A 19469-nucleotide genomic window follows, 5' to 3' on the forward strand; every position below is an offset into this window, starting at 1 on the left:
TTGAATTTTTCCTGAGTGTTGATGCCAAGTGGAAAAGTGATAATCTGTATACCAGAATTGGCTATTAAAGTATGCTCTTGCATATTCTATTATTTCTGTTATTTTATACAATTGTTTCTACAAATGCAGTTGGTACATAAGCAGATGCTATCGTTAGCAACCCGTCTATGATAATTCCCACACGTTGTTGCCCCTGATATCTAGCTATCTTGCCTATTACTCCTTTAAATACACCATCGATGACGCGCACAGTCTGTCCTGCCTGAAATTTCTGAATCTCAGGTGGCACAATGATGACATCCTCAGCCTCTGAAGCACAAATAATCTTCAGACCCTCTATTTGGTAATCTGGTACGATGAGAGGTTCTTTAACAACTCGTGCTCCTTCGTGAGTGTGACGATAATAAAAACGGAGGTGGGGGAGGTTTACGTTGTCGTAAACAAATGACTTTATCTCTTCTTCCGTTCCGCGTGCAAAGAAAATATTGGGAAGACGAGATTCTTCAACGGTCTTTCGCTTGCCGTCAACTTCCTTGACGGTCTTGATAGTCGGATAGTATGCCTCTACATGCTTTCCAACCAAATAATCGTATGCCTTCTTTTCGCGTCCGTAGGTTACACGGAGAGCATACCAATGGGGAACTTCCTTGGGCTTCCTCTTGATGGTTTTAAGGGGAGCTGAGCCGTCAGTTGAGCCGTTGGCTCTTCCTCCTTCGCACCTCGGGATAGTCAAAGCAGACTTTGTCTCTCCACTCGGTTTGTCGTCAGTTCCCGACAGGGCATTTCTGGTGGACACCCCTGTTTGTGAGTTCTCCGCCAAAACTGGCTCTTGAACTTCGGGGAGGGCATCGGGGGTAAGCCCGGTGCGGGGAGGGATTTCACCGCCTCCATGGGTGTTATCATCTATTGATGCGTTATCAGCGATTTTCATATCGGTGACCTTACTTTGCTCTAGACAGAACTCCGTTAAGGACATAAAAAGAGCGTGAGATCGTCCTGTTGTCCGTCCCACGGTCTGAGGCTCTAGCAATTGCCTATTTTGGTTGAACAGACAACGTCAGAGCCCACGCCGATATGAATAATCGCTCCATTGCATAAAGTAGGCGATACCTCAGCAAAACGCTCATGCCAGCTTGGCGGTTCCGCTTTCGGTTTGCGCTACTTTTTGGAGACCTATATAAACAATTTTATTGTGCCCGAAAAGGTACAATTCGTGCTTACAAGGTCTCCGCAGGAGTGATATAATCACACCCGGGACATCTACCGTTGCTACGTTCAAGACCAAACATTTCTGTGACTTGCTAGATTACAGACCGTCTCAAACACAGCGTCAAGTAAACGCCTTCATTATGTCTGGACTATTTTTCCCACCCAATGCCCGCTTTGTACTGCTTTGTCATTATGTGACTCCGCCATACTCAGCACGGCGTAGGCTGCCTCGCTAATGCCATGTAAGAACACGTCTAACTGCGACAGATAGAGCGAAAGGCTAATAGTCCAAGTGCAAAGGTACGCATAATTTTTGAATTAGATGATAACAACTGAAAAGAAATTTTTGTATAAATCTTAAAATTAACAAGAATTAACTATAAAAATTACCGCATTCCGAATTTTTGTATAAGAAAAGGTGCTTAATAACATCAAAATTGGGCCACATAATCCTTCAAATAGCCACATTGTCCACAAAAAACACTTATTATGCCATCACAAAGTATGTGCACATAAATGGCAAGGTATGTGCACATCTACGACCTGGTATCTGCACATACAGGCATGTGCCACTCTAATCAATATAAATAAAGGAGGACAAAATAAAGAAACTATGGAGAGAAGAGCAAATTATACTCTACCAATCGTCTTCTTCGGATAGAAGGTATGGCTTTCCCTTTCCACTTGCAAAACTTCAAATAGAGAGGCAGAATTTGCCTTTCACCTTTCTCCAAACGAATGAGCAAGGTTGACTTTGGATATCTCGTATTGCCCAACAACTTTGCAGGACCTATTTGGTATGAAAGAGCTGCGAGAAGATAGGCATCCTTACCATATCGCGAATATAGACGATAGTGTTGTATAAGGTCACTTCTTAACAGGGAATCCGCCTGTCGGCGAGTCAGTGAATTGGGGAAATGTTCTCCTTGTTGAATCTTGTGACCATATCCGACATGCCCAGGCGTTTTGCTTTGCGTATGCCATCCCTCAAAGTATTTTGTCGAGGTGACAAGACGTTCAAAAAGTACCCTGTCTGGTTGCTGACCGTGACAGGGTACAGGGCAAGTGGATAATATACTCAACAGAATTATTGTGATGAGTCGTATCATGCTGTTGTTCTTATGTTCATTCTCTTGGTTTTGTTGAAAACTACATTGACTTGAATAATTGTATCTCCTTGATCATGGCTTTCACGTCCTCCCCAACCTGAACGAAGTTCTTGTAGAGGATGCGCTCTCGCTCTTCCTTGCTCTTGAACTTATAGAACTTAGGGAGAGGGACATACTCTGATTCCTCTTTCTTGATTTCCGCCATGTCGAAGTCGGTCTTGCAATAGAATTTGGAGGTCTTGAACTCCTCGCTCTCCTGGATGTTCATCGAGCCGTTCATGCCGGTTTTCGTGGGCACGAAGTCACGGGCAGTCTGTCCGCAAATCCATCCTGTGGGCATGTCGGAGATTTTACTTGCAGGAACGAGGCTGTCCATGTTCTCATTCAGATTGATGGAGGTCTTGTCACGGTCGATGGTGACTCCCTTTTTGAGCTGCACCACCTTACCGAAGATGTCACTCGACAGCCATTCGAGGGTTTCCTTGGCACGAGCCGAACCGCTGACCACATTGCCCACGGTGGTGATGATTTTCTGCATTCCCACTTTGCCGTAGTCGGCTTCCAACTGCGGCAGCTCTTGAAAGCCCAAGGCTACGCTCACCTTGTTGCTTCGGGCTGTGCCAATCAGTCGGTCTATCTTATGAAAGTAGAGCGTAGGCAACTCATCGACAATGATGCTCACAGGCACGTTCTTGCCTTGTCCTGTATTCACTCTCGTTACAAGGCGGTTGAGAATCAAGGCATTCAGCGCACCGATGATGCTCTCCATTTCGGGGTCGTTGGCAATAAGCAGATAACTCGGATTCTTCGGGTCGCTGACCTTCAGGTCGAAATCATCGCCATCCTTATGGAATATCCAATAACTCTCCTTGGTGGCAAGTCGGGAGGTATAGACACGCAACGTACCAATCATACCTTCCAACTGCTCCATGGCTTTGTTGGCAAAGGCGGTCTGGAACGGGCCAAGCAAGGGGGCTACCTCGTTGTCGGTCTGAAGCACCTCAAAGATGGTCTGATAACTCTCGTTGAGGAACGACAGGATATGCGGCATATCAGAGTACTTGCCCAACCAATAGGCGGGCTGCACTTCCATGCCCGAATGGTCGAACACTCGTCCTGTGGGTATCAGTCGTTTCGTCTTCGGGTCTTCACGACGCTCGGCAATCAGCAACTTTCCGTCCTTGTCGTAGGGCTCTTTGCCGTAGTTGCAGAAGAAATAGATGCAGGCGGCAAGGAAGTTGACGGCAGAGGTCTGGAAGAACTGGTCGCTGCCACCACCGCCTTCCTTCTTTCCCTTTTGCAGGGATTCAAGCAATGTCTCGGCAGTCTCGCTCGCTGCGGCAAGGTTGTTGATGTACTTCAACTGAATAGGGTTCACACGGCGAGAATACTCCACATCCACAAAGTTGATGATGTTGAACTTCATGCCGTTGGGCATCTTGCTGTCCTTGGCGTTCTTGTTCTTCAAGTAGTGGTAGTAGAGCTTGGTGGCGAGGGTGGGAAATTTATAGTCATACACCACCATGGCAAAGCCTTTCTCGCTATGCTGCCTGATGAACGGCTCGATAATGGAGAAGGTCTTACCCGAACCAGGAGTACCCACAACCCATGTGCCACGGAACGGATTGACGATGTTCACCCATCCCTTGCGGAACTTACCCTTGTAGTAATAGCGCATCGGTATGTTCACGCTGTACTTGTTCTCCTGCAACTCCCTGCATTGCTCAAAACTCTCGTTCTCGAAGTTGAATCGGTCTTTCAGCAACCCCTCCTTCAAGAACTTGGAGATATTGTCAAGGGCGATATGTACCAGTACGACACCGACGATGGAAGTGAGCATATAGAGCCAAGTGTTCAAACGGAGGGTATAGAAACAGGGCATTATCGAATGACCGAACAGCCATACGGACAGCACAATCAGCAGCACTCCCGACAGCAGCGGATAGAGCACCTGCCGACGAGCGTCAAACTCCAGATGTTTCTTGTTTCTCGTTCCCACACAGGTGATACATATCAGCAGGAACGTAGCCACCTTGCTATACACGAGGTTGCCGTCATGGTAAATCATCCACCGTTTGATGCGCCCGTGGATGTCCGTCACCACGCCGCCCAAGCAGTCCAACTGCTCCGGCTCCAGTGCGTAGGCGAAGAACTCCATCAGGATGGAGACGTAAATCACCGCCCTGAATATCTTGTAAAAACCCTGTAACTCTTTGCTTTCTTCCATTTACTTTTCGATGATGTTGGGTGATAATGACAAAAGGAAGAAGGATGCCACGGTGGACACCCTCCAATCCTCTTTTGAATTTATTCGTAGCCGTTGATGGTCTTCTCAGACTCTACTGTCCACGGAGAGATAGTTGCAGATATGACCTCCAAGGTGTTACGCACAGGCTTCAATGAATAGCTGTAGGAATGACCTGCTTTCCAAGTGTCGTTTGTGAGGAATACGAAGTTCTCCCCATTGCTAAGTTGCAATGTCATGTCTGGCATAACCTGTGCAGGAACATAAAGCGTATATTCCATATGGTCACTTTGTGGGTCGCCGAAATAATAGGTCGTCACCGACTCGTCACTGCATTCTACCTTTCCGGTCTTGATGTTGAAAGTACCGCTGTCAAAATAACCGACGAACGTGAGTAGGCTTCCTGCAAAATCATTGGTGGTGAAACCGTATTCTGGTGAGGTATAGACCTTGATGATGACACGCACCATCTGATGGGTGAAGTTCAATGTAAGGCTCGGATTGGCGTATGATGCCGCTCCACTGGCAAACAGAAAATCATTGACCTTCTGCTCACTCTGTACAGCTGCCTCCGGCACTTGGAACTCTATGAGGTCGTTGGTAGGATTTGCCGTATAGGGATAGTAGGCATTGAAGGTGTGAGTGTCTGTGTCCGTGAAAAACACCTTGTTGGCTGACACAAACTGATTCGTGCCGCCGCTTCGGGTGAACTTCATATTGTTGATCATCCCTGTGGAAGAGATGCCAATCATATCATTGAGTTCCCACTGGTTGTCAACGGCTCGTGTGGAGACGGCAGGTTGCAGCATCTCCAGATTGGTGAATACCTGAAGCTGCTTGGTCGATGTGCTGTCGGTCACGACCACAGAACCGCCGCTACCGGGCAGGTAAATCTCATTGACGATGTCTTGGTCACAGGACGTAAGGAGCATGGCTCCAAGTCCCAACATTAGAAACAAATTCTTTTTCATGCTTTTTCTTTTTTAATTGTTGTACTATGATGATGATACGGGTGATACTTGATGTCTGTATATGGGTTAATCCATAATCGTGATGATGGGTCTCGCCTTATGTGGCTGCCACTTGGGAGTCTCCTGTATGGCACCGCTACCAAGGGAGTAGAGCCATGCCTTGGCAGTCGCTTGTCCTTCTACTTCCGTTGAAGTCCAATACCAACAGTCATCGTCCTCATCGGGGATGGGTGTTCCGCCGCATTTCAAGATGTAGGGGTTGATGATGTCCTTGGCATAATAAAGCAGACGCATCTGCGCCACACTGGGGATATAGGCACTCTGACCGTAACGCCACATGTCGAAGACACGTTCTGCCAAGGGCGACTTCACATCGGTCGTGCCATAAAGGGCAAAGGTGTTGGCATTGCCGTCGTAGGCGGTGAGATCACAGGAAGAGTCCTGCTCTACACCGATGCTGTCGGCAAAGGCTTCGGGAACGATGTCCCACAGATAGACGGCATATCCGTTACCCTCCATATCTTCCCTCTGGTTGATGTTGAACACCACGGCAATGGCTTGCTTGCCCGATTGCTCATAGGTTTCGTAGGGCATCACCTTGCCGTCAGTGGTCAAGATATGGGTAACCTTCATGGCAGTATCGGGAAAGTCCTGATGCTCGTCACAGGCAGTCAGCAACATCGTTGCCGCAACTGCAAGAATTGATAATAGCTTCTTCATACGCATATTCATTTTACAGGAAGTTTCACACCCAGGACAATGCCCGTTCTGAACAGGTCTTCGCCCTTGATCATCACGTCAGTCTTCACCCGCCAAAACAGTTTCCAACCATGGCGCAAGGTGTAGTTATGTTCATAGCCGAGGTGGATGCCGCCCAAGAACCTGTCGGTATCGCTACCAGCAGATGCTCCGATGCGCATGTTGCCATGGTGGTTGCGTCCTCTCACCACACAGGGTTTATAGGCAAAGCCGAAACCATAACTGCGGTAGTTGTTCCAGAAACTTTCAGGACACACATGACCGCACGAGGCGCATTCGTCCCACTTGATGTAGCCATTGGCAAAATACTCCCACGCATTGTGGTACTTCGTCTCATGCTCGTAGGACAGCGTCACGTCCAGTCCTCGCTCATACAGGCAGCCGAACCCCAAGGATATGCAGTCGCTATTCTTCTGCGCTATTGCCGGAGTCATGCTTGCCATAAAACAGATGGCTATCAGCAATAATGTATGTGCAAGCCTATTGGATTTCCCTTTGGCCGCCGAACGTTGTTTCTTCATTCTACATTCTTCACTCTTCATTTTCATCACTCTTCCTCCAACAGTATATGGTTAAACGAATCGGCTGACAGCACATCCTCATAGTCGATGCTGAGCGAAATGGTACGTCCGCTTATCTGCTTCTCCGACAGTTCTATGGTCAGCACCTTGTCGTTGGGGAAGGTCATCTTCTTCACCACAATCACGTTGCGATAACCGTACTTGAAGGTCCTCGCATCGTCCAACACAAGGGCTGGGGTCAACTCCACTATCTGCGCATTGGTAGCCTTGCTCTGCTTCTTGTCCGACAGTTTGATGCGCATCTCGTCGATGTCAAAGCGGATGTTGGTCTTGTTCTCCACGGAGAAGTCAATAAAGAAATATTCGCCCACGCTGTATATATTATTAAGGCGCATCACCATACGGTGCATCTTCGTCGCCACGTTGCGGTACTTGGCAGCCGACGACCATATCTGACGCGCATACTTGGACATGTCGGCAGTGGAGAGGCTGACAGCCGGATTGTTGTAGGCATTGCGCTCCGAGCATTCTATCTCTTTGTCGGTCACTGCCTCCTGCATCCTCGTGGTGTAGAGTAGTGCATACTGCGTGCGGTAGCGTTCCGTTACGATGGTCACTATCGCTAATACCTCGCCGTCGGCATACACGTTGTCTTTGGGCTTCAGGCGGATGGTGTTGTTGATGGGTTGGTCGCCCACCACTTTGTCGGTGGATATATCGACAAAGCGGATGGGTTCGGAGGCGGTGATGACGGTAGTTACTTGGTCGTTGACCGTCAGCTGCTCGATCTCCATGTAGGTGGTCTGCGCCTTGGCTGAAAGCACGCTCAGCGAAAGCAATGCACATACGTTAATCTTCTGAATGATATTCATAATTGTTGATATTATTGATGTTTATACTTGATGAGCCACCGTTCCCGATGATTTTGTCATCGGGCAGTGTCTATTTCCTCTTCTCTTTCCCATTGACGAGGTAAACAAACGTCCCATACTTCAGCTTCACCTTATTCTTCTTGATAGCTTTGCTGATGGCGTTGCTCGTTTTCTGGTAGGCATTGGTCACGGCTTGCATTCCCCATTGCGAGAAGCTGTTGTTCGCTCCACTCTGGTCGATGTTCATGTTGCTCTGCATCGCACCACTCGCCACATCTTTGGTGGTTTCACGGAACTGGCTGCCGGGAACATACAATCCCTCCAGTCCATCCGTATCATAGAGCGAAAGCGACACCTTTATCAGCTCATCATCCACCAAGATGGAGTTGATGCTGCCCTTCACTCGCTGCGAACCAAAACCGCTCATGGTGGCATAGAGATACGATCCTTTCTTCACCATCGTCTCACCAATCTCGATGTCGTCAAGCAGTCTCAACCGCACCCTCGATCCATCCGTAGCCTTTACATCCTCATCGATGATGGCCTTGATGAGCTTCGGCTCATGCTCGTTCTGCGTCAGGGTGTTGAAATAGTCGGAAGTCACCTTCACCTTCTTCACCACTTCCTGTGCCTTATCCTCCTCATCCAACGCCTTCACCGCCTTGCTGTCCTCGGCAATCTGACCTTTCACCTCAATCGCTTCTTTGGGCGGCTCTGCTTGTGTGGTGTCCTGGGCCACGGGGGCAACTGCCGCCTGTCCTCTCAGCCTCGCTTCGGCGAGTGCCTTGTTGAGTGCTTCGAGCGCTTCCGCTTCTCGCGCCTTGGCATCGGCCACTTCGGCTGCATCGTCCTTCTCTTCTGCCTGACGGACGAGTTCCGCAAGGTCTTCTTCTGTGTACTTGGATTCATACGTTTCTTTCTCTTCTTCGTTGTCACGCTCAATATTGTCCACTGCCGAATAGTCGGCTATGCGACCATACGACTTCGCCATGTTCTCGTACTTGCCACCGATGCCGTCACCGTTCTTTATCTGCGCTCCGGGCAGGTTGGGGTTCAGGAACTCGGTGGTCTGCAGGTTCTTGTCCTGCGTTTCCGCCACCTCCGTATTGAACATGTCAAAGACAAAATAGCCTGTGGCAAGCAACGGGATGTACACAATGGCTGGCAGCATGTACTTAGGCTGGCGGAAGTTTATCTTATCTGTTATTCTCATCGCTGTCTTTTTTTGATGTTACTGACTTGTCTTGCTCCTCCTTGTCGGTCCGATGCGTCACGGGAGGAACTGTGCAGTGGGCGGCATCCATCATCTGTTTCATGCGCCCTTCCTGCCGCTCGATGGCACTTTTTGCCTCCGTCCTATGACCGTAGTACCGCACAATCCTGTAGATATTGATACCGAAACACGTGGCGACAAAGCCGAAGACAATGACGAGAAACAACGTCTTGTGGGCATTGGCGAAGCCTTGCACCTTAGCCGCCGCACGGTCTATCCTCGTGGTTTTGGCAAACTTGCGCCCTGCCGCCACCTCTTTCTCATACCGCTCCTTGTACTTAGGGTCGTTCTTGTCGGGCATATCCTCGCCCACAAGCATCCGTCTGATTCCTTTTACACTCATACCGCTACGATATTAGAAGTTTGACTTCGACTTCTGCTCAATATCCTTGTTGAGCAGTGTCCTCCAGTTCGTGATGAGCAGTCCGTGAGGATTGTTTTCCGTCCTCGGCACACGCTTCACCTGTCCCGCCGTCACCAGTTCGCGCATCAGGATATTGCTTCTTCGCTCTATCCTCTGCCGACCATAGTAGGTGAACTCCATCTTGTCCTTGTTGAACTTGATGCTGTCACAGAAGATGCTAAACACGGCACTCGTACCCATGATGTTGTTGTAGAAACCTTTCTCCTTCAGCGTGTTGTACTGCGCCAAACCTGTTTCATCGACCAGATACATCGCCTTCTCCATCGAATAGCGGATATACTTGTCGTCGGGAGCAAGCGTGAAGAAGTAATGGTGGAACATCTCGATATGACTCTTTGCCTCCACATCCAGCGTTTCTTCCATCGTGGTGCGGTTCACCAGTATGGGCACGTTGCCGTCCAGCACATACACTTTCTGCTGTGCGTCCGTCACCATGCAGCGTGCCGTCCAGATGCTCGACACCGAGATGATGATGCAGCCAATCAGAAAGGCGGTGCAGATGATACCCACCAACTTGATCTTGTTTTCTAAGTTCTTGATTACCATAATACATATATTTATTTATTATTATCTCATTACAGTCGCCATGGCTCCCGTAGCCGTCATCTTGGCTTGCTGTGCCACACCCTCACCGAAGTTTCGGGTTGAGAAAGCGGTATCGCCCTCTGGTATCATCCATGCCGCAAGGTCGGGCACGAGGTTCAAGCATTTCAATGCCACGATGCTCGCCGCCATCAGATAGCCTGCCGAGAAGAACGAGTTTTGCAGATAGGCTGCCATCGTCTGCTCACTGGCTGTTATCGCCGTCAGGTTCTCTACCTGTATGCAGAGCACTATGTCAAAGAGCAACAGGACGTAGAAGCCGACGAAGTAGAGCATGGCTCCATAGAAATGTACCGTCAGATAGCGTATCAGCCATTTCGCCCACGCTCCTTCCCACTTGGGCAGCAATGAAAATGCCCATTGTATCGGACCGAATATTGTGAGCATACCGAGCAATATCTGCTGACAGTATATCGTTGCCCACCAACCGATACGGAACACGATTAGGGCTATCAGCATCACAATCTTGTCGATGCCTACCACAGCCCCTGCCGTCAGTGAGGTGAACCACAGTTTGCTGGCATCCTTCTCCATGTTGGTAACTTCGTCCACACCCATCTGCTCCATGGTCGCCTCTATCAGGTTGGGGTCTGACGTGCCCTTATGCGCCACGTCGGCCTGTGCCTGGAGGTCGGTGTACATCGAGTCCCTGACATATACCAACTGCTGCACCTCCTCAAACTTGTCGGAGATTTGGGTCGCCTCTGCCTCATAGAGGTCATGGGTGTAACTGCCGATGCAGTTCGGGATATAGGATAGGAAGTCCAATACGCACCAGCTGCTGCCGCTGTTGGTCATGCCCGTGTCAGCAGGTGGGTACCACCAACAGAGGATGATACTCACCACCAAGGGCTTGAACAGTTTCATCACATCCAACGGCTCGTTCTTCACCATCATCTTGTAAGCCATGCTTGCCGCCACGATGATGGAGAAGAGTGCCGCCAATGCCATACACATTTGGAGGATCCACCAGAATGGCCCCTGTGAGCCAGTGAAGGTGGCATCGGTCAGGAACTCGTTGGTCTGGAATATCACATCGTCAATCTCCTCTTCGAGGATGTTGATGCCGAAATCGCTGAGTATGTTGTCTGCCATCAGTTATTTTTTGTTTTCTTGAATATATCGTATTTCTATAGGGTGACGTGTCAGTATCTCCCTAATAAGCTCCAATCCCTTGGGGGTGACTCTCAGATACAATCTACTGAAACAGTTTCGGAGTCCGAAAAGGTAGAAAAAGTAGTCCTTGTCTTGATACGGCTCGTCAATTACCCATAGGTCACCTTCTCTGTGCATCACACCTTCATACTGCAACCATTTGTATAGTCTGCCAAGGGAGGTGCCACACGAACGGGCACATGCCGTAAGTCCATACATCGTTTTGGATGTTGCATCCGCAGCATTCACGACTGGTGTTTGACCTACCTGTCTGACAAGTGCAGCTGTATTCCGCAAAGTATCTTGCAGAACCTGCTTTCTTGCCATGTTCGTTGCCAGTCTCATTCTCAGGAAGCGATTGTCACGCTTCATCTTCTGAATCTCTTTCCTCAATTCCCTTGTTCCGTCTTCTGATGGAGGAGGGACGTTAAACTCGTTTTTCTGTTTCATAATTCATTCTGATTTATCTGTTTACACTTTCTTCACCATCACCGCCGCTGGCATCATCGCTGTCACTGCCTGTCGTGCTCCTCACACCCTTCATGTTCTCCTGCCAACGGCTCTTGGCATCACTGATGATGCTGCCTTTATACACCACACGATCGTTGGTGGCTGCCAGAAGGACGGTGGTCTGGTTTTGGGTGTTGAGCTGTACGAGGTATTTCAGTAGTGTCTCGTTCTGTGCCGTCAAATCCGCATAGATGCTCAGATACTGTCGCTTCCTCTGCGCATTGGGCATATAGGCATCCTTGGTGGACTTCACCGCACACTGGTACATATTGTACAATTCCTCCCAACGGCGTTTGTCATTGATGGTGCCTCCTGTGGGTATGATATGGTCAATGTTCGCCTTCAGCTTGTCCAACTGACCGTTAATCTTGCTGCTCTCGGCAAGCCAGGCGAGGTCTATCTGTCGGTCGGCTACATTCAGGGCTTCTACCTCCGCACGCTTGGTCAGGGCAGAGTCTATCTTTTCCGCATCATCCACTTGGTTGTAGAGGTTGATGCCGGCAAGGGTGCGGAAGCCCAACTTGTTCTTCTCTGCCGTCGTCTTCTTGTAGCTGTTGTGCAACAGCCAATAATAGAACTCAGGGGTGAGAGACCCGCTACCTGTCTCCATCACCGTTATCTGGTTCTGCTTGGAGGAGTCGTGGTTATAGGTCACGCTCTGGGCTGTGGCTGTGATGGTGGTTGCTGCCGCCATGATGAGTATCATTGTCTTCTTCATATCTGTTCTTCTTTTGTTTGCAATCCGTCAATAATCAAGTTTTCCTGCCACTTTCCATCGGCTGAAGGCATCTTCGAGTATCTCATCCTTCGTCCGGGTCCGATATATCTTCTCTTTCCAATAGCCCATTCTCAACTGTACATACCGCCATGTCTGGAAGTAGGCTTGGTTCAGATGCTTCTCTATCAGGTCCAACGAGTTGTTGATATTGTCCAGCACCATCAACAGGTCGGAGGTGGAACAGGCGGCTGCTCCCGTGGCATACAATACGAGGTCGTTGACACTATGGTAGAGCTGACTTCCTTCGTTGTATATGTTGTCGATGGCTTTCTTGTTGATGCTGATGAGTATCGTGTCCGCCAGTTCGATGTGTTTCCGCTTGATGACCTTCTCGTTGAAGTCCTCCAACAGGTTCTTGTAGCCACTGATGCGGTCGCTCACCGTCTGGTAGGTGCTCTTCACATTCAGCACCGTGCGCAACGACTGGTACATCACATCTATGACATCGAAGGCTCGAGTGTATTTGTCCAAATCCACGTTCAGCTCCTTGTACTTGCCCACCTCCTCACTGCTGTATTCATGCAGCAGTTGATTGCTGTACTCCAGTGTGCTGCGTGCCAGCAACAGGCTGCGCTGCTTCTTGTGGTCGTTGATGTATGCTTCCACCGACACCGCATCGAATCCCCATTGCGCCAAGGCTGTCTTGGGGAAGAGGGTAATCAGCAAGAGCGCTATGATGATGGTATGTCTCATTCTATATTCCTCCCTCAATTTTCATTCTCGTTATCGTTTTCGTCGCCATCCCCTCTGTTAGGGTCTGCATTCTCCCTCCATCGCTCGTAGCACTCTTCTATGAGTGTTCTTCTGCGACCTTGGTCTGCGTCTATCGAGGGAAGGATGTCCTTCAGTACGTCAATGATGCTGCGCTTGTAGTGCATCATCTTCTCCAATGATACCAAGTCGGCGTATATCTTGGTGATACGGCTATCTACTTCACGGGCTATCTCCAGGCGGTCGCTCGACCAGAGCAGGTGTATCACATCGTCATTGTCTGCGGTCTGTGTCGCCTCACTCTTGGCATACTCCGTGGTGATGCTGCACGACGGGAACTCCTGGGCTATCTCTGAGATACGACTGTTCACCTGCCTCGTCTTCTCCTCGTCAGAAGCATTCGGGTCAAGGGTCAGTACATCCACTACCTGTGTGTCGGTGTATTCCGAGGTCAGTTCCCACGAGATTTGCAGTATCGCACGGTGTATCTTGATGCCAAGGAAGTACTTGGGCTTTCTTGCAATGGAGAGTGTCGCCTTGAAGGTGATGATGCCGTTGATGTTGGGCATGGTGGCAGTGCGGACGTATGTATAGCCGTTCCACGAACCGGCTCCTTGCCACGTAAGGTTGTAGGCTGACTTCACATCCTGCATGATGGCAGGGATGCGGTAGTAGTCATCGGTGGCAATGGCATTGTCGTTAGCAGCCTCGCTCTTGGCATCCTGTATGTCTGCCAACTGCTGCTGCCATGTCGCCAGCTCCTTCTTCAGGTTGTCTATCTTTGTCTTGTTGGCATTGTACTGTTGTCGCAAGGCTGGGGCTTCCTCCACGGAGGCATTGGCTATCTGCGTGAGCAGGTTCTTGTTCTCTGTCTCCAACTGGCTTATCTGCGCCTCCAACAGGGCTATCTTGCTGCTTGCCTCACGTTCCTTTTCGTCCAGTTCCGAAAGGTCGAGATTGTTTTCTGATACGGTTGTCCTCATGGCGCATTCCTTGCTGTGGGCATTGAGCGAACCGCCGCACTCACGGCACTTGTACTGCGTGCTGCCTTGTCCGAGGGTGACACCGTCCGAACAGGTGACGCTGATGGTCACGCTCTCCACGCCCTTCAGCTTGGCGGCATCGGTGGCTTGGTAGTAACGGCGTGCGTCACTGCCGATGTAATAGACATAGCCCTCCTCATTGTCGTTATATTCCGAGAGGCGTGCCTGCAACTGTCGCTTGAAGGTATTCAAGTCCATGCTGTAGGAGTCGAAGACATCCTCATACACCTCTTCCACGTTGTTCCAGCTCTTGGTGACGTGTATCTCGTAGGCGTAGGCCTTCTTGGCCTGCTTGCCACCACGGCTGATGATATACGACGACATCCAGTAGTTCATCGTATAGGTGAAGCCGTCGTTCTGTGCGTTGAGCTGCTGCACACGGCTGCGACTCCATCCGGCATGGTTCTCCGAGTTGGTCAGTATCTGTTCTCGCTGCGTGCTGCTTGGGTAGAAGTTGGGATCAGAAGTATTGATACGATACCAATGGTCACCGTTCAGGATGCTGTTGTCATCGGTCGGAGGATAGTAGTCACAGAGGCTCACGCTGCCTTGGTCACGTCGGGCGATGTACCAACGCTGCGTGTAGTAGTTGCCCTGCGTCTCGCTCAGATAGTCAGTCATCCACGAGGTGATGTTGTAGTTAGAGAGGTCGAAGAGGGCTGCCACGTTATCCTCGCCACCCACCAGACTGAGGAGGGTGCTGCCGATGCCGTTCTCTGCCTGTTCATACAGGTCGTGGTAATTATCATAGATGTCGATGATTTTACTCATCTTGCCATTGAAAAGGTCGTTGAAGGCACTCTGTTGCAAGAGTGCGTCCGATGCCCCGTTGATACCTGCGGTAGCCAAGGATGCTCCCATGTTGTAAAGTGTATTGATGTCGGCGGTGAGGTTTTCTACAGTGAAATTGCCGGGCACGCTGGCGATGTCATCCAACAGCTGCTGCCAGTCCACATTGCCAATCTCCGACAGCTTGAGGATGGCGGCTATCTCCTGGTTGATTTCCAAAAACTGGATGTCGGCAAAGGTCAGGCTGCTGTTGGTCACTACACTCTCAAACTGCATACACAGCGACTTGGTATCGGCACATATCTTCATCAGGTAACTGCCCCAGTAGAGGGCGGTCTGCGGACTCTTCAGCATCATGCCTGCCACCGTCCATATCTTGGGCATAATCTTGTTTGCCACCATATTGTGGATGCGGCGGTAATAGTAGTTCTCTGTGCTGCTGCTCCAGATACCGAGGTCGGTGAATGCCTTGCGCTCCAAGAACTTGGCGGCGAAGATACCGGCGGTGGCTACCTCAGCGGCATTGTAGTGCTTCAAGATTTCGCCCACCTGCTCGTTATAATAGCTCTCTGCCATAGCTCCAGCACCGAATGCGGCAGCCATGGCGGCAACGGTCTGCTTGTCATAGTTCACGCTGTAATACTGCGCATGAACCTTTCCCACGACAAGTGTCAGACACATATATAATATAATAAGGTGTAAACGTCTCATTGCTTCACTACTTTACGTTTCTACTATCTTACTATTCCACTACTTTACTACTTGTAGTATTTACTATTGGTAGTATTCACTACTAATAGCATCTACTACTCAGCCACCGTTGACTTCGTCTTCGTCCGACGTGACTCGGGATAGCCCAAACGATTTTGGGACTCTCCTCTCGCTACTCCGTCCGTTCCCGACAATTTTGTTGTCGGGCAGTTATCCGTCAGATAGAGCACCTTTCCCGCTTCATTCACCTTCTGAGCAAATGCCAACGACTTCCCGATGCCACTGGCATCCCAATCCCTGCAATACCGCTCGATAGCCTCCTGATGGCTGCACTTCAGCTCTCGCTTATACAGTTTCAACGCCTCCTTCTCAGCTCGCTCGGTGGTGTAGGTCATATAGCACTCGTGCGGTTCCTCCACACCATACACTCCACTCGTCGAGCCACGTCGGATAAACACCTCACGGAAGAAGCTGCGTCCTTCCTTGTTCTCTAATCGGTTGACCGTGAAAATCTTCTTGCAATCGACATCGGTCAATCCAAGTATCGCCTTGATTTCGTCGAATCGCTCACGGAACTTGCTTTGGTCGAGCAGCATCACTACATCGGAGTTGTTGATGATGGCTTCCTTCACGATGGGACTGCCGATGATGTCCTGTATCTCCTGTGTCACCACGCCCACGCTCGCCCAGAACTTTCGGGCGGTCTTGTAGAGGTACTTGATGTACTCGGCCATCAGCGGCGAGGCGATGGCTTTCCATGCCTCCTCGATAACCAAGCATTTGCGGTTCTTCTTCAGGCGCATCTTCTGCAGGAACACGTCCATAATGATGAGCGTCACGATGGGAAAGAGTTGCTTGTTCTCCTTGATGGCATCCACCTCGAAGACGATGAAGGTCTCGTCGAACAGGGTGCTATCGACATTCTCATTGAGTATCTTGTCGTACTTGCCGCCACGGTAGAAGTTCTGGAGCATGTAGGCGAAGTTGTCGCAGTCGATGGTGGTGATGTTGTTCTCAATGCATATCTGGTCGAGACGCTCACAGGCAAACTCATAGAACGAGTCAAAAGACAGGGTCTTCACTGCCAATGTCATGCGCCGCTCCTCAAGTCCATGGATGAGTTTCTCCACCTTGCCGTGTATCTGCGACAGTTCTGTGCCGCGCCGCTTCTCCATTGTGGAGAGGTTTTTTCTTAAAGTCTCCTTCTGCGAGGAAGGATAGGGCTGAACGCCGTTGAAGTAGAAGTCGTAATACTCCGTCACCAGCTGCTCCACGACACGGAACTCCAGTTCGGGTATCTGCACTTCCGAGCCTTTCCATATCAGCAGTATCAGGTTCTTCAGAAAGTCGATCTTCTCGATGTTCAGTTCCCGCTTGCTGATGTTGAAGGGGTTCATGGTGATGGGCTTGTCCTCCGTGTAGGCGATGTACTTGCCGCCCACATACTCGCAGAGTCCCTCATACGAATTTCCCGTATCGACCATGACGATGTCGGTGTTCTGCTCCCACAACTGGCGCACCACGCTGTTCATGTGGAACGACTTGCCGCTTCCGGAAGGACCCAGGCAGAAGAAGTTCGAGTTGTCGGTCAGCTTCTCCTTTCCCTCCTTTCCTGTGATGTCGATGGCTACGGGCACACCCTGTCGGTCGGTATAGTATATCTTCAGCGGGGTGTCCTCATTATGCACGATGCGCTCCTTGTACATTAGGCAGGTGGCGGCATCGCCGAGGGTGAGGAATCGGTCGTAGTCGGCGTTCATGCCATAGCAGTTGCCGGGGAAGGAGTTGACGAACAGCTCCAACTGGTTGTAGGCGCGCTTGCTGATATGGATGCCCATGCGCGAAAAGGAGTTTTCGAGATGGTTGGTACACTTTTGTATGTCGGTGTCGCCGCTCACTGCCACCACGAGGTTGTAGTGGGTATAGACGAGCTGCTTGCTCTCACGGGCTATCACCTCCTGCACTCGCTTGATGTCCTCCACAGCCATCAGGTTGCTGGGATTGGGCATGGAGGCATGGCGGTTTTTCTTCTTGTCGAGCAAGGCAAGCTCACGCTTCTGGTTGGGCACGAACACCATCTGGTTGAACACCACGCAGTCGGCACCGGGCACGCTATCGACGATGCTCACGAGGTCAACGGGCATACTGGTGTTGTTCACCTCAATATTGGCGTAGGGACGGATGACCGACGGCAGGTTGGCACAATCCACATCCACAAGGCTATACACCTTGCAGCGGCGGTCGCCCATGCCGATGGTCTCGTCATCGACCTTGAAGTTGGTCATCGACACCACCTTGTCACGGAAGTTCATGGAGAAGAAGCGGTCCACATACTCGTTAGTTTCTGTCTTGCCGAGGAAGCGGGACTTCACGCCTGCATCCCTCAGCTGGTCGTGCACCTTGCGTATCTTCACCAAGAAGTCGCGCCATTTCTTGTTGTCGAACGACATCAGGCGGCTCTTCTTGTTCTCCTGTGTGATGGTCAGGTAGCAGACGCTGTCGGTAAATGGTCTGCCGTTGAAATAGCGGAAGTAGCTCTCGCTCAGAAACTCATGATTAGTCGCACTCTCTTCCTTGAACGCCTTCCTCACAAACACGTCCTGCTTGTGCAGCGCATAGCCTTCGCCCAAGGTCTGGGCAAGGGCGGCGAAGAGGTGGGTGAACTCATAGTAGGCCTCGATGTTGGCGGAATACTTCTGTACGGGGTTCTCCATCTTCAGCACAGCGGAGTATTCGCCTGTCTTGGTATAGAGCACGCCGATGCCATCCACTTCCTCGATGGAGAAGTAGATGTCCTGGAAGATTCGCTTGCGCTTGCCTCCTGTGCCGAATGCCTTGACACTGATGGCCATGCCCACGCAGATGGCTGAGAATATGAGTATGATGTATAGGGTCATTGTTCTTTTCTTTCGTTTTAATCGCAAAAAGGCGGGCGCACCCTCATACGTGATGCCCCCACCTCCATTCACTTACAATCATTGATAGCATTCCACTTGGACATAATGGATTCTCTTTTTTGTTTTACACTTTCTTAGAATAGGCATATATGAATATGCCGTTGTCACTTTTCTTGCTGTGCAAGCCCTTGCGCTGCTTCATGACGATGAGAACGCCACCGACAGCCACGGCGAGGACAAGCAGCACGAGTCCTGCCACGAAACCGAAGATGCAGTAGCCGAGGATGAAGCCCGCAACGGCTCCTCCTGCAGTGGCTGCCGCCCAGTAGATGTAGCGTCCCTGCAACCCGAAGAACTCCAATGGACGTTGCAGTCCCTTGAAAATGGGATAATCCGGAAATCGCTCTTGCTTTGTCTCTGTCATAACTGTCAGTATTTTAACATTCTACATACTCACAATCTCACGCTACGTTTAACCTCCAATGCCGAAGAACAGAGGCAGAGCCTGGGCTGCTGCAATGAGGAAAATACATGCGCCGACGACCATCATGATCTTCTTCTTGACGTCCTGTTCCTCGTTGTTCATGGCGATGTAAACGCTTATGGCTCCGACAATTGCAACGACACCTGCAATGGCGTAGCAAAGCTTCACCACGATAGGCACATACTTGGCAATTTCCTCCGTCACTGTGGTAAGCGCGGTCGTGCCTGCTGAGTAGTCGCCGGCTGCGTTCTGTGCCATTGCTGCGGTGGTGCCGACAAGCAGCATCAGGGCGAGCGTTTTCATGCGCTGTGAAGAGAAGAATCCCTTCACCTTCCTGTTAATCCTTTCAAACATTCTTTTTACCTTTTAATTTGTTACACTTTGAGTTATCTTATCTCGTATCAC

18 protein-coding genes are annotated in these 19469 nt (G+C 50.3%); all 18 read right to left on the reverse strand.

The genetic code is table 11. From position 1 onward, the window contains the following. Positions 1-103: 103 nt before the first annotated feature. Complete coding sequence (locus tag IX315_RS07095) at positions 104-931, reverse strand: UpxY family transcription antiterminator (RefSeq protein WP_073312703.1); 828 nt, start codon at positions 929-931, stop codon at positions 104-106. A gap of 889 nt (positions 932-1820) precedes the next feature. Then, on the reverse strand, positions 1821-2318 hold the full coding sequence (locus IX315_RS09875) for a glycoside hydrolase family protein (RefSeq protein ID WP_139261789.1): 498 nt from the start codon (positions 2316-2318) through the stop codon (positions 1821-1823). 40 nt (positions 2319-2358) lie between these two features. Then, on the reverse strand, positions 2359-4545 hold the full coding sequence (locus IX315_RS07100; protein ID WP_211837304.1) for a type IV secretory system conjugative DNA transfer family protein: 2187 nt from the start codon (positions 4543-4545) through the stop codon (positions 2359-2361). Positions 4546-4625: 80 nt separating this feature from the next. Next, on the reverse strand, positions 4626-5534 hold the full coding sequence (locus IX315_RS07105) for a fimbrillin family protein (protein WP_211837305.1): 909 nt from the start codon (positions 5532-5534) through the stop codon (positions 4626-4628). A gap of 66 nt (positions 5535-5600) precedes the next feature. Next, positions 5601-6254 carry an Lcl C-terminal domain-containing protein gene (locus tag IX315_RS07110; RefSeq protein ID WP_211837306.1) on the reverse strand — a complete coding sequence of 218 codons (654 nt, stop codon included), beginning with the start codon at positions 6252-6254 and terminating at the stop codon, positions 5601-5603. Positions 6255-6262: 8 nt separating this feature from the next. Beyond that, positions 6263-6736, reverse strand: coding sequence for a hypothetical protein (locus IX315_RS07115; RefSeq protein ID WP_244973119.1), 474 nt, complete (start codon positions 6734-6736; stop codon positions 6263-6265). A gap of 104 nt (positions 6737-6840) precedes the next feature. Continuing rightward, a complete protein-coding gene (traN, locus tag IX315_RS07120; RefSeq protein WP_211837307.1) occupies positions 6841-7686 on the reverse strand; it encodes a conjugative transposon protein TraN in 846 nt (281 codons plus the stop codon). A gap of 70 nt (positions 7687-7756) precedes the next feature. Next, positions 7757-8899 carry a conjugative transposon protein TraM gene (gene traM, locus IX315_RS07125; RefSeq protein WP_211837308.1) on the reverse strand — a complete coding sequence of 381 codons (1143 nt, stop codon included), beginning with the start codon at positions 8897-8899 and terminating at the stop codon, positions 7757-7759. Continuing rightward, positions 8883-9302: a hypothetical protein gene (locus IX315_RS07130; RefSeq protein WP_211837309.1), complete on the reverse strand. Its 420-nt coding sequence runs from the start codon at positions 9300-9302 to the stop codon at positions 8883-8885. The genes traM and IX315_RS07130 overlap by 17 nt, the downstream gene beginning before the upstream one ends. Positions 9303-9314: 12 nt before the next feature. After that, on the reverse strand, positions 9315-9929 hold the full coding sequence (gene traK, locus IX315_RS07135) for a conjugative transposon protein TraK (RefSeq protein WP_211837310.1): 615 nt from the start codon (positions 9927-9929) through the stop codon (positions 9315-9317). 21 nt (positions 9930-9950) lie between these two features. Beyond that, positions 9951-11081 carry a hypothetical protein gene (locus IX315_RS07140; protein WP_211837311.1) on the reverse strand — a complete coding sequence of 377 codons (1131 nt, stop codon included), beginning with the start codon at positions 11079-11081 and terminating at the stop codon, positions 9951-9953. 3 nt (positions 11082-11084) lie between these two features. Next, positions 11085-11591, reverse strand: a complete 507-nt coding sequence (locus IX315_RS07145) for a phage antirepressor KilAC domain-containing protein (protein WP_211837312.1) — start codon at positions 11589-11591, stop codon at positions 11085-11087. A gap of 13 nt (positions 11592-11604) precedes the next feature. Continuing rightward, positions 11605-12369 (reverse strand): DUF5045 domain-containing protein, encoded by a 765-nt coding sequence (locus IX315_RS07150; RefSeq protein ID WP_211837313.1) that lies wholly within the window; start codon positions 12367-12369, stop codon positions 11605-11607. A 27-nt stretch (positions 12370-12396) separates the two neighbouring features. Next, positions 12397-13122: a hypothetical protein gene (locus IX315_RS07155; protein WP_211837314.1), complete on the reverse strand. Its 726-nt coding sequence runs from the start codon at positions 13120-13122 to the stop codon at positions 12397-12399. A 14-nt stretch (positions 13123-13136) separates the two neighbouring features. Next, positions 13137-15683, reverse strand: coding sequence for a hypothetical protein (locus IX315_RS07160; protein WP_211837315.1), 2547 nt, complete (start codon positions 15681-15683; stop codon positions 13137-13139). Positions 15684-15778: 95 nt separating this feature from the next. Then, on the reverse strand, positions 15779-18580 hold the full coding sequence (locus IX315_RS07165) for a TraG family conjugative transposon ATPase (RefSeq protein WP_211837316.1): 2802 nt from the start codon (positions 18578-18580) through the stop codon (positions 15779-15781). A gap of 124 nt (positions 18581-18704) precedes the next feature. After that, positions 18705-19004 carry a DUF4133 domain-containing protein gene (locus tag IX315_RS07170; RefSeq protein WP_211837317.1) on the reverse strand — a complete coding sequence of 100 codons (300 nt, stop codon included), beginning with the start codon at positions 19002-19004 and terminating at the stop codon, positions 18705-18707. Between the two features lie 48 nt (positions 19005-19052). Continuing rightward, positions 19053-19418 (reverse strand): DUF4134 domain-containing protein, encoded by a 366-nt coding sequence (locus tag IX315_RS07175; RefSeq protein WP_211837318.1) that lies wholly within the window; start codon positions 19416-19418, stop codon positions 19053-19055. Positions 19419-19469 lie beyond the last annotated feature (51 nt).

It is taken from the genome of Porphyromonas levii, assembly GCF_018206105.1.
Lineage (GTDB): Bacteria > Bacteroidota > Bacteroidia > Bacteroidales > Porphyromonadaceae > Porphyromonas_A > Porphyromonas_A levii.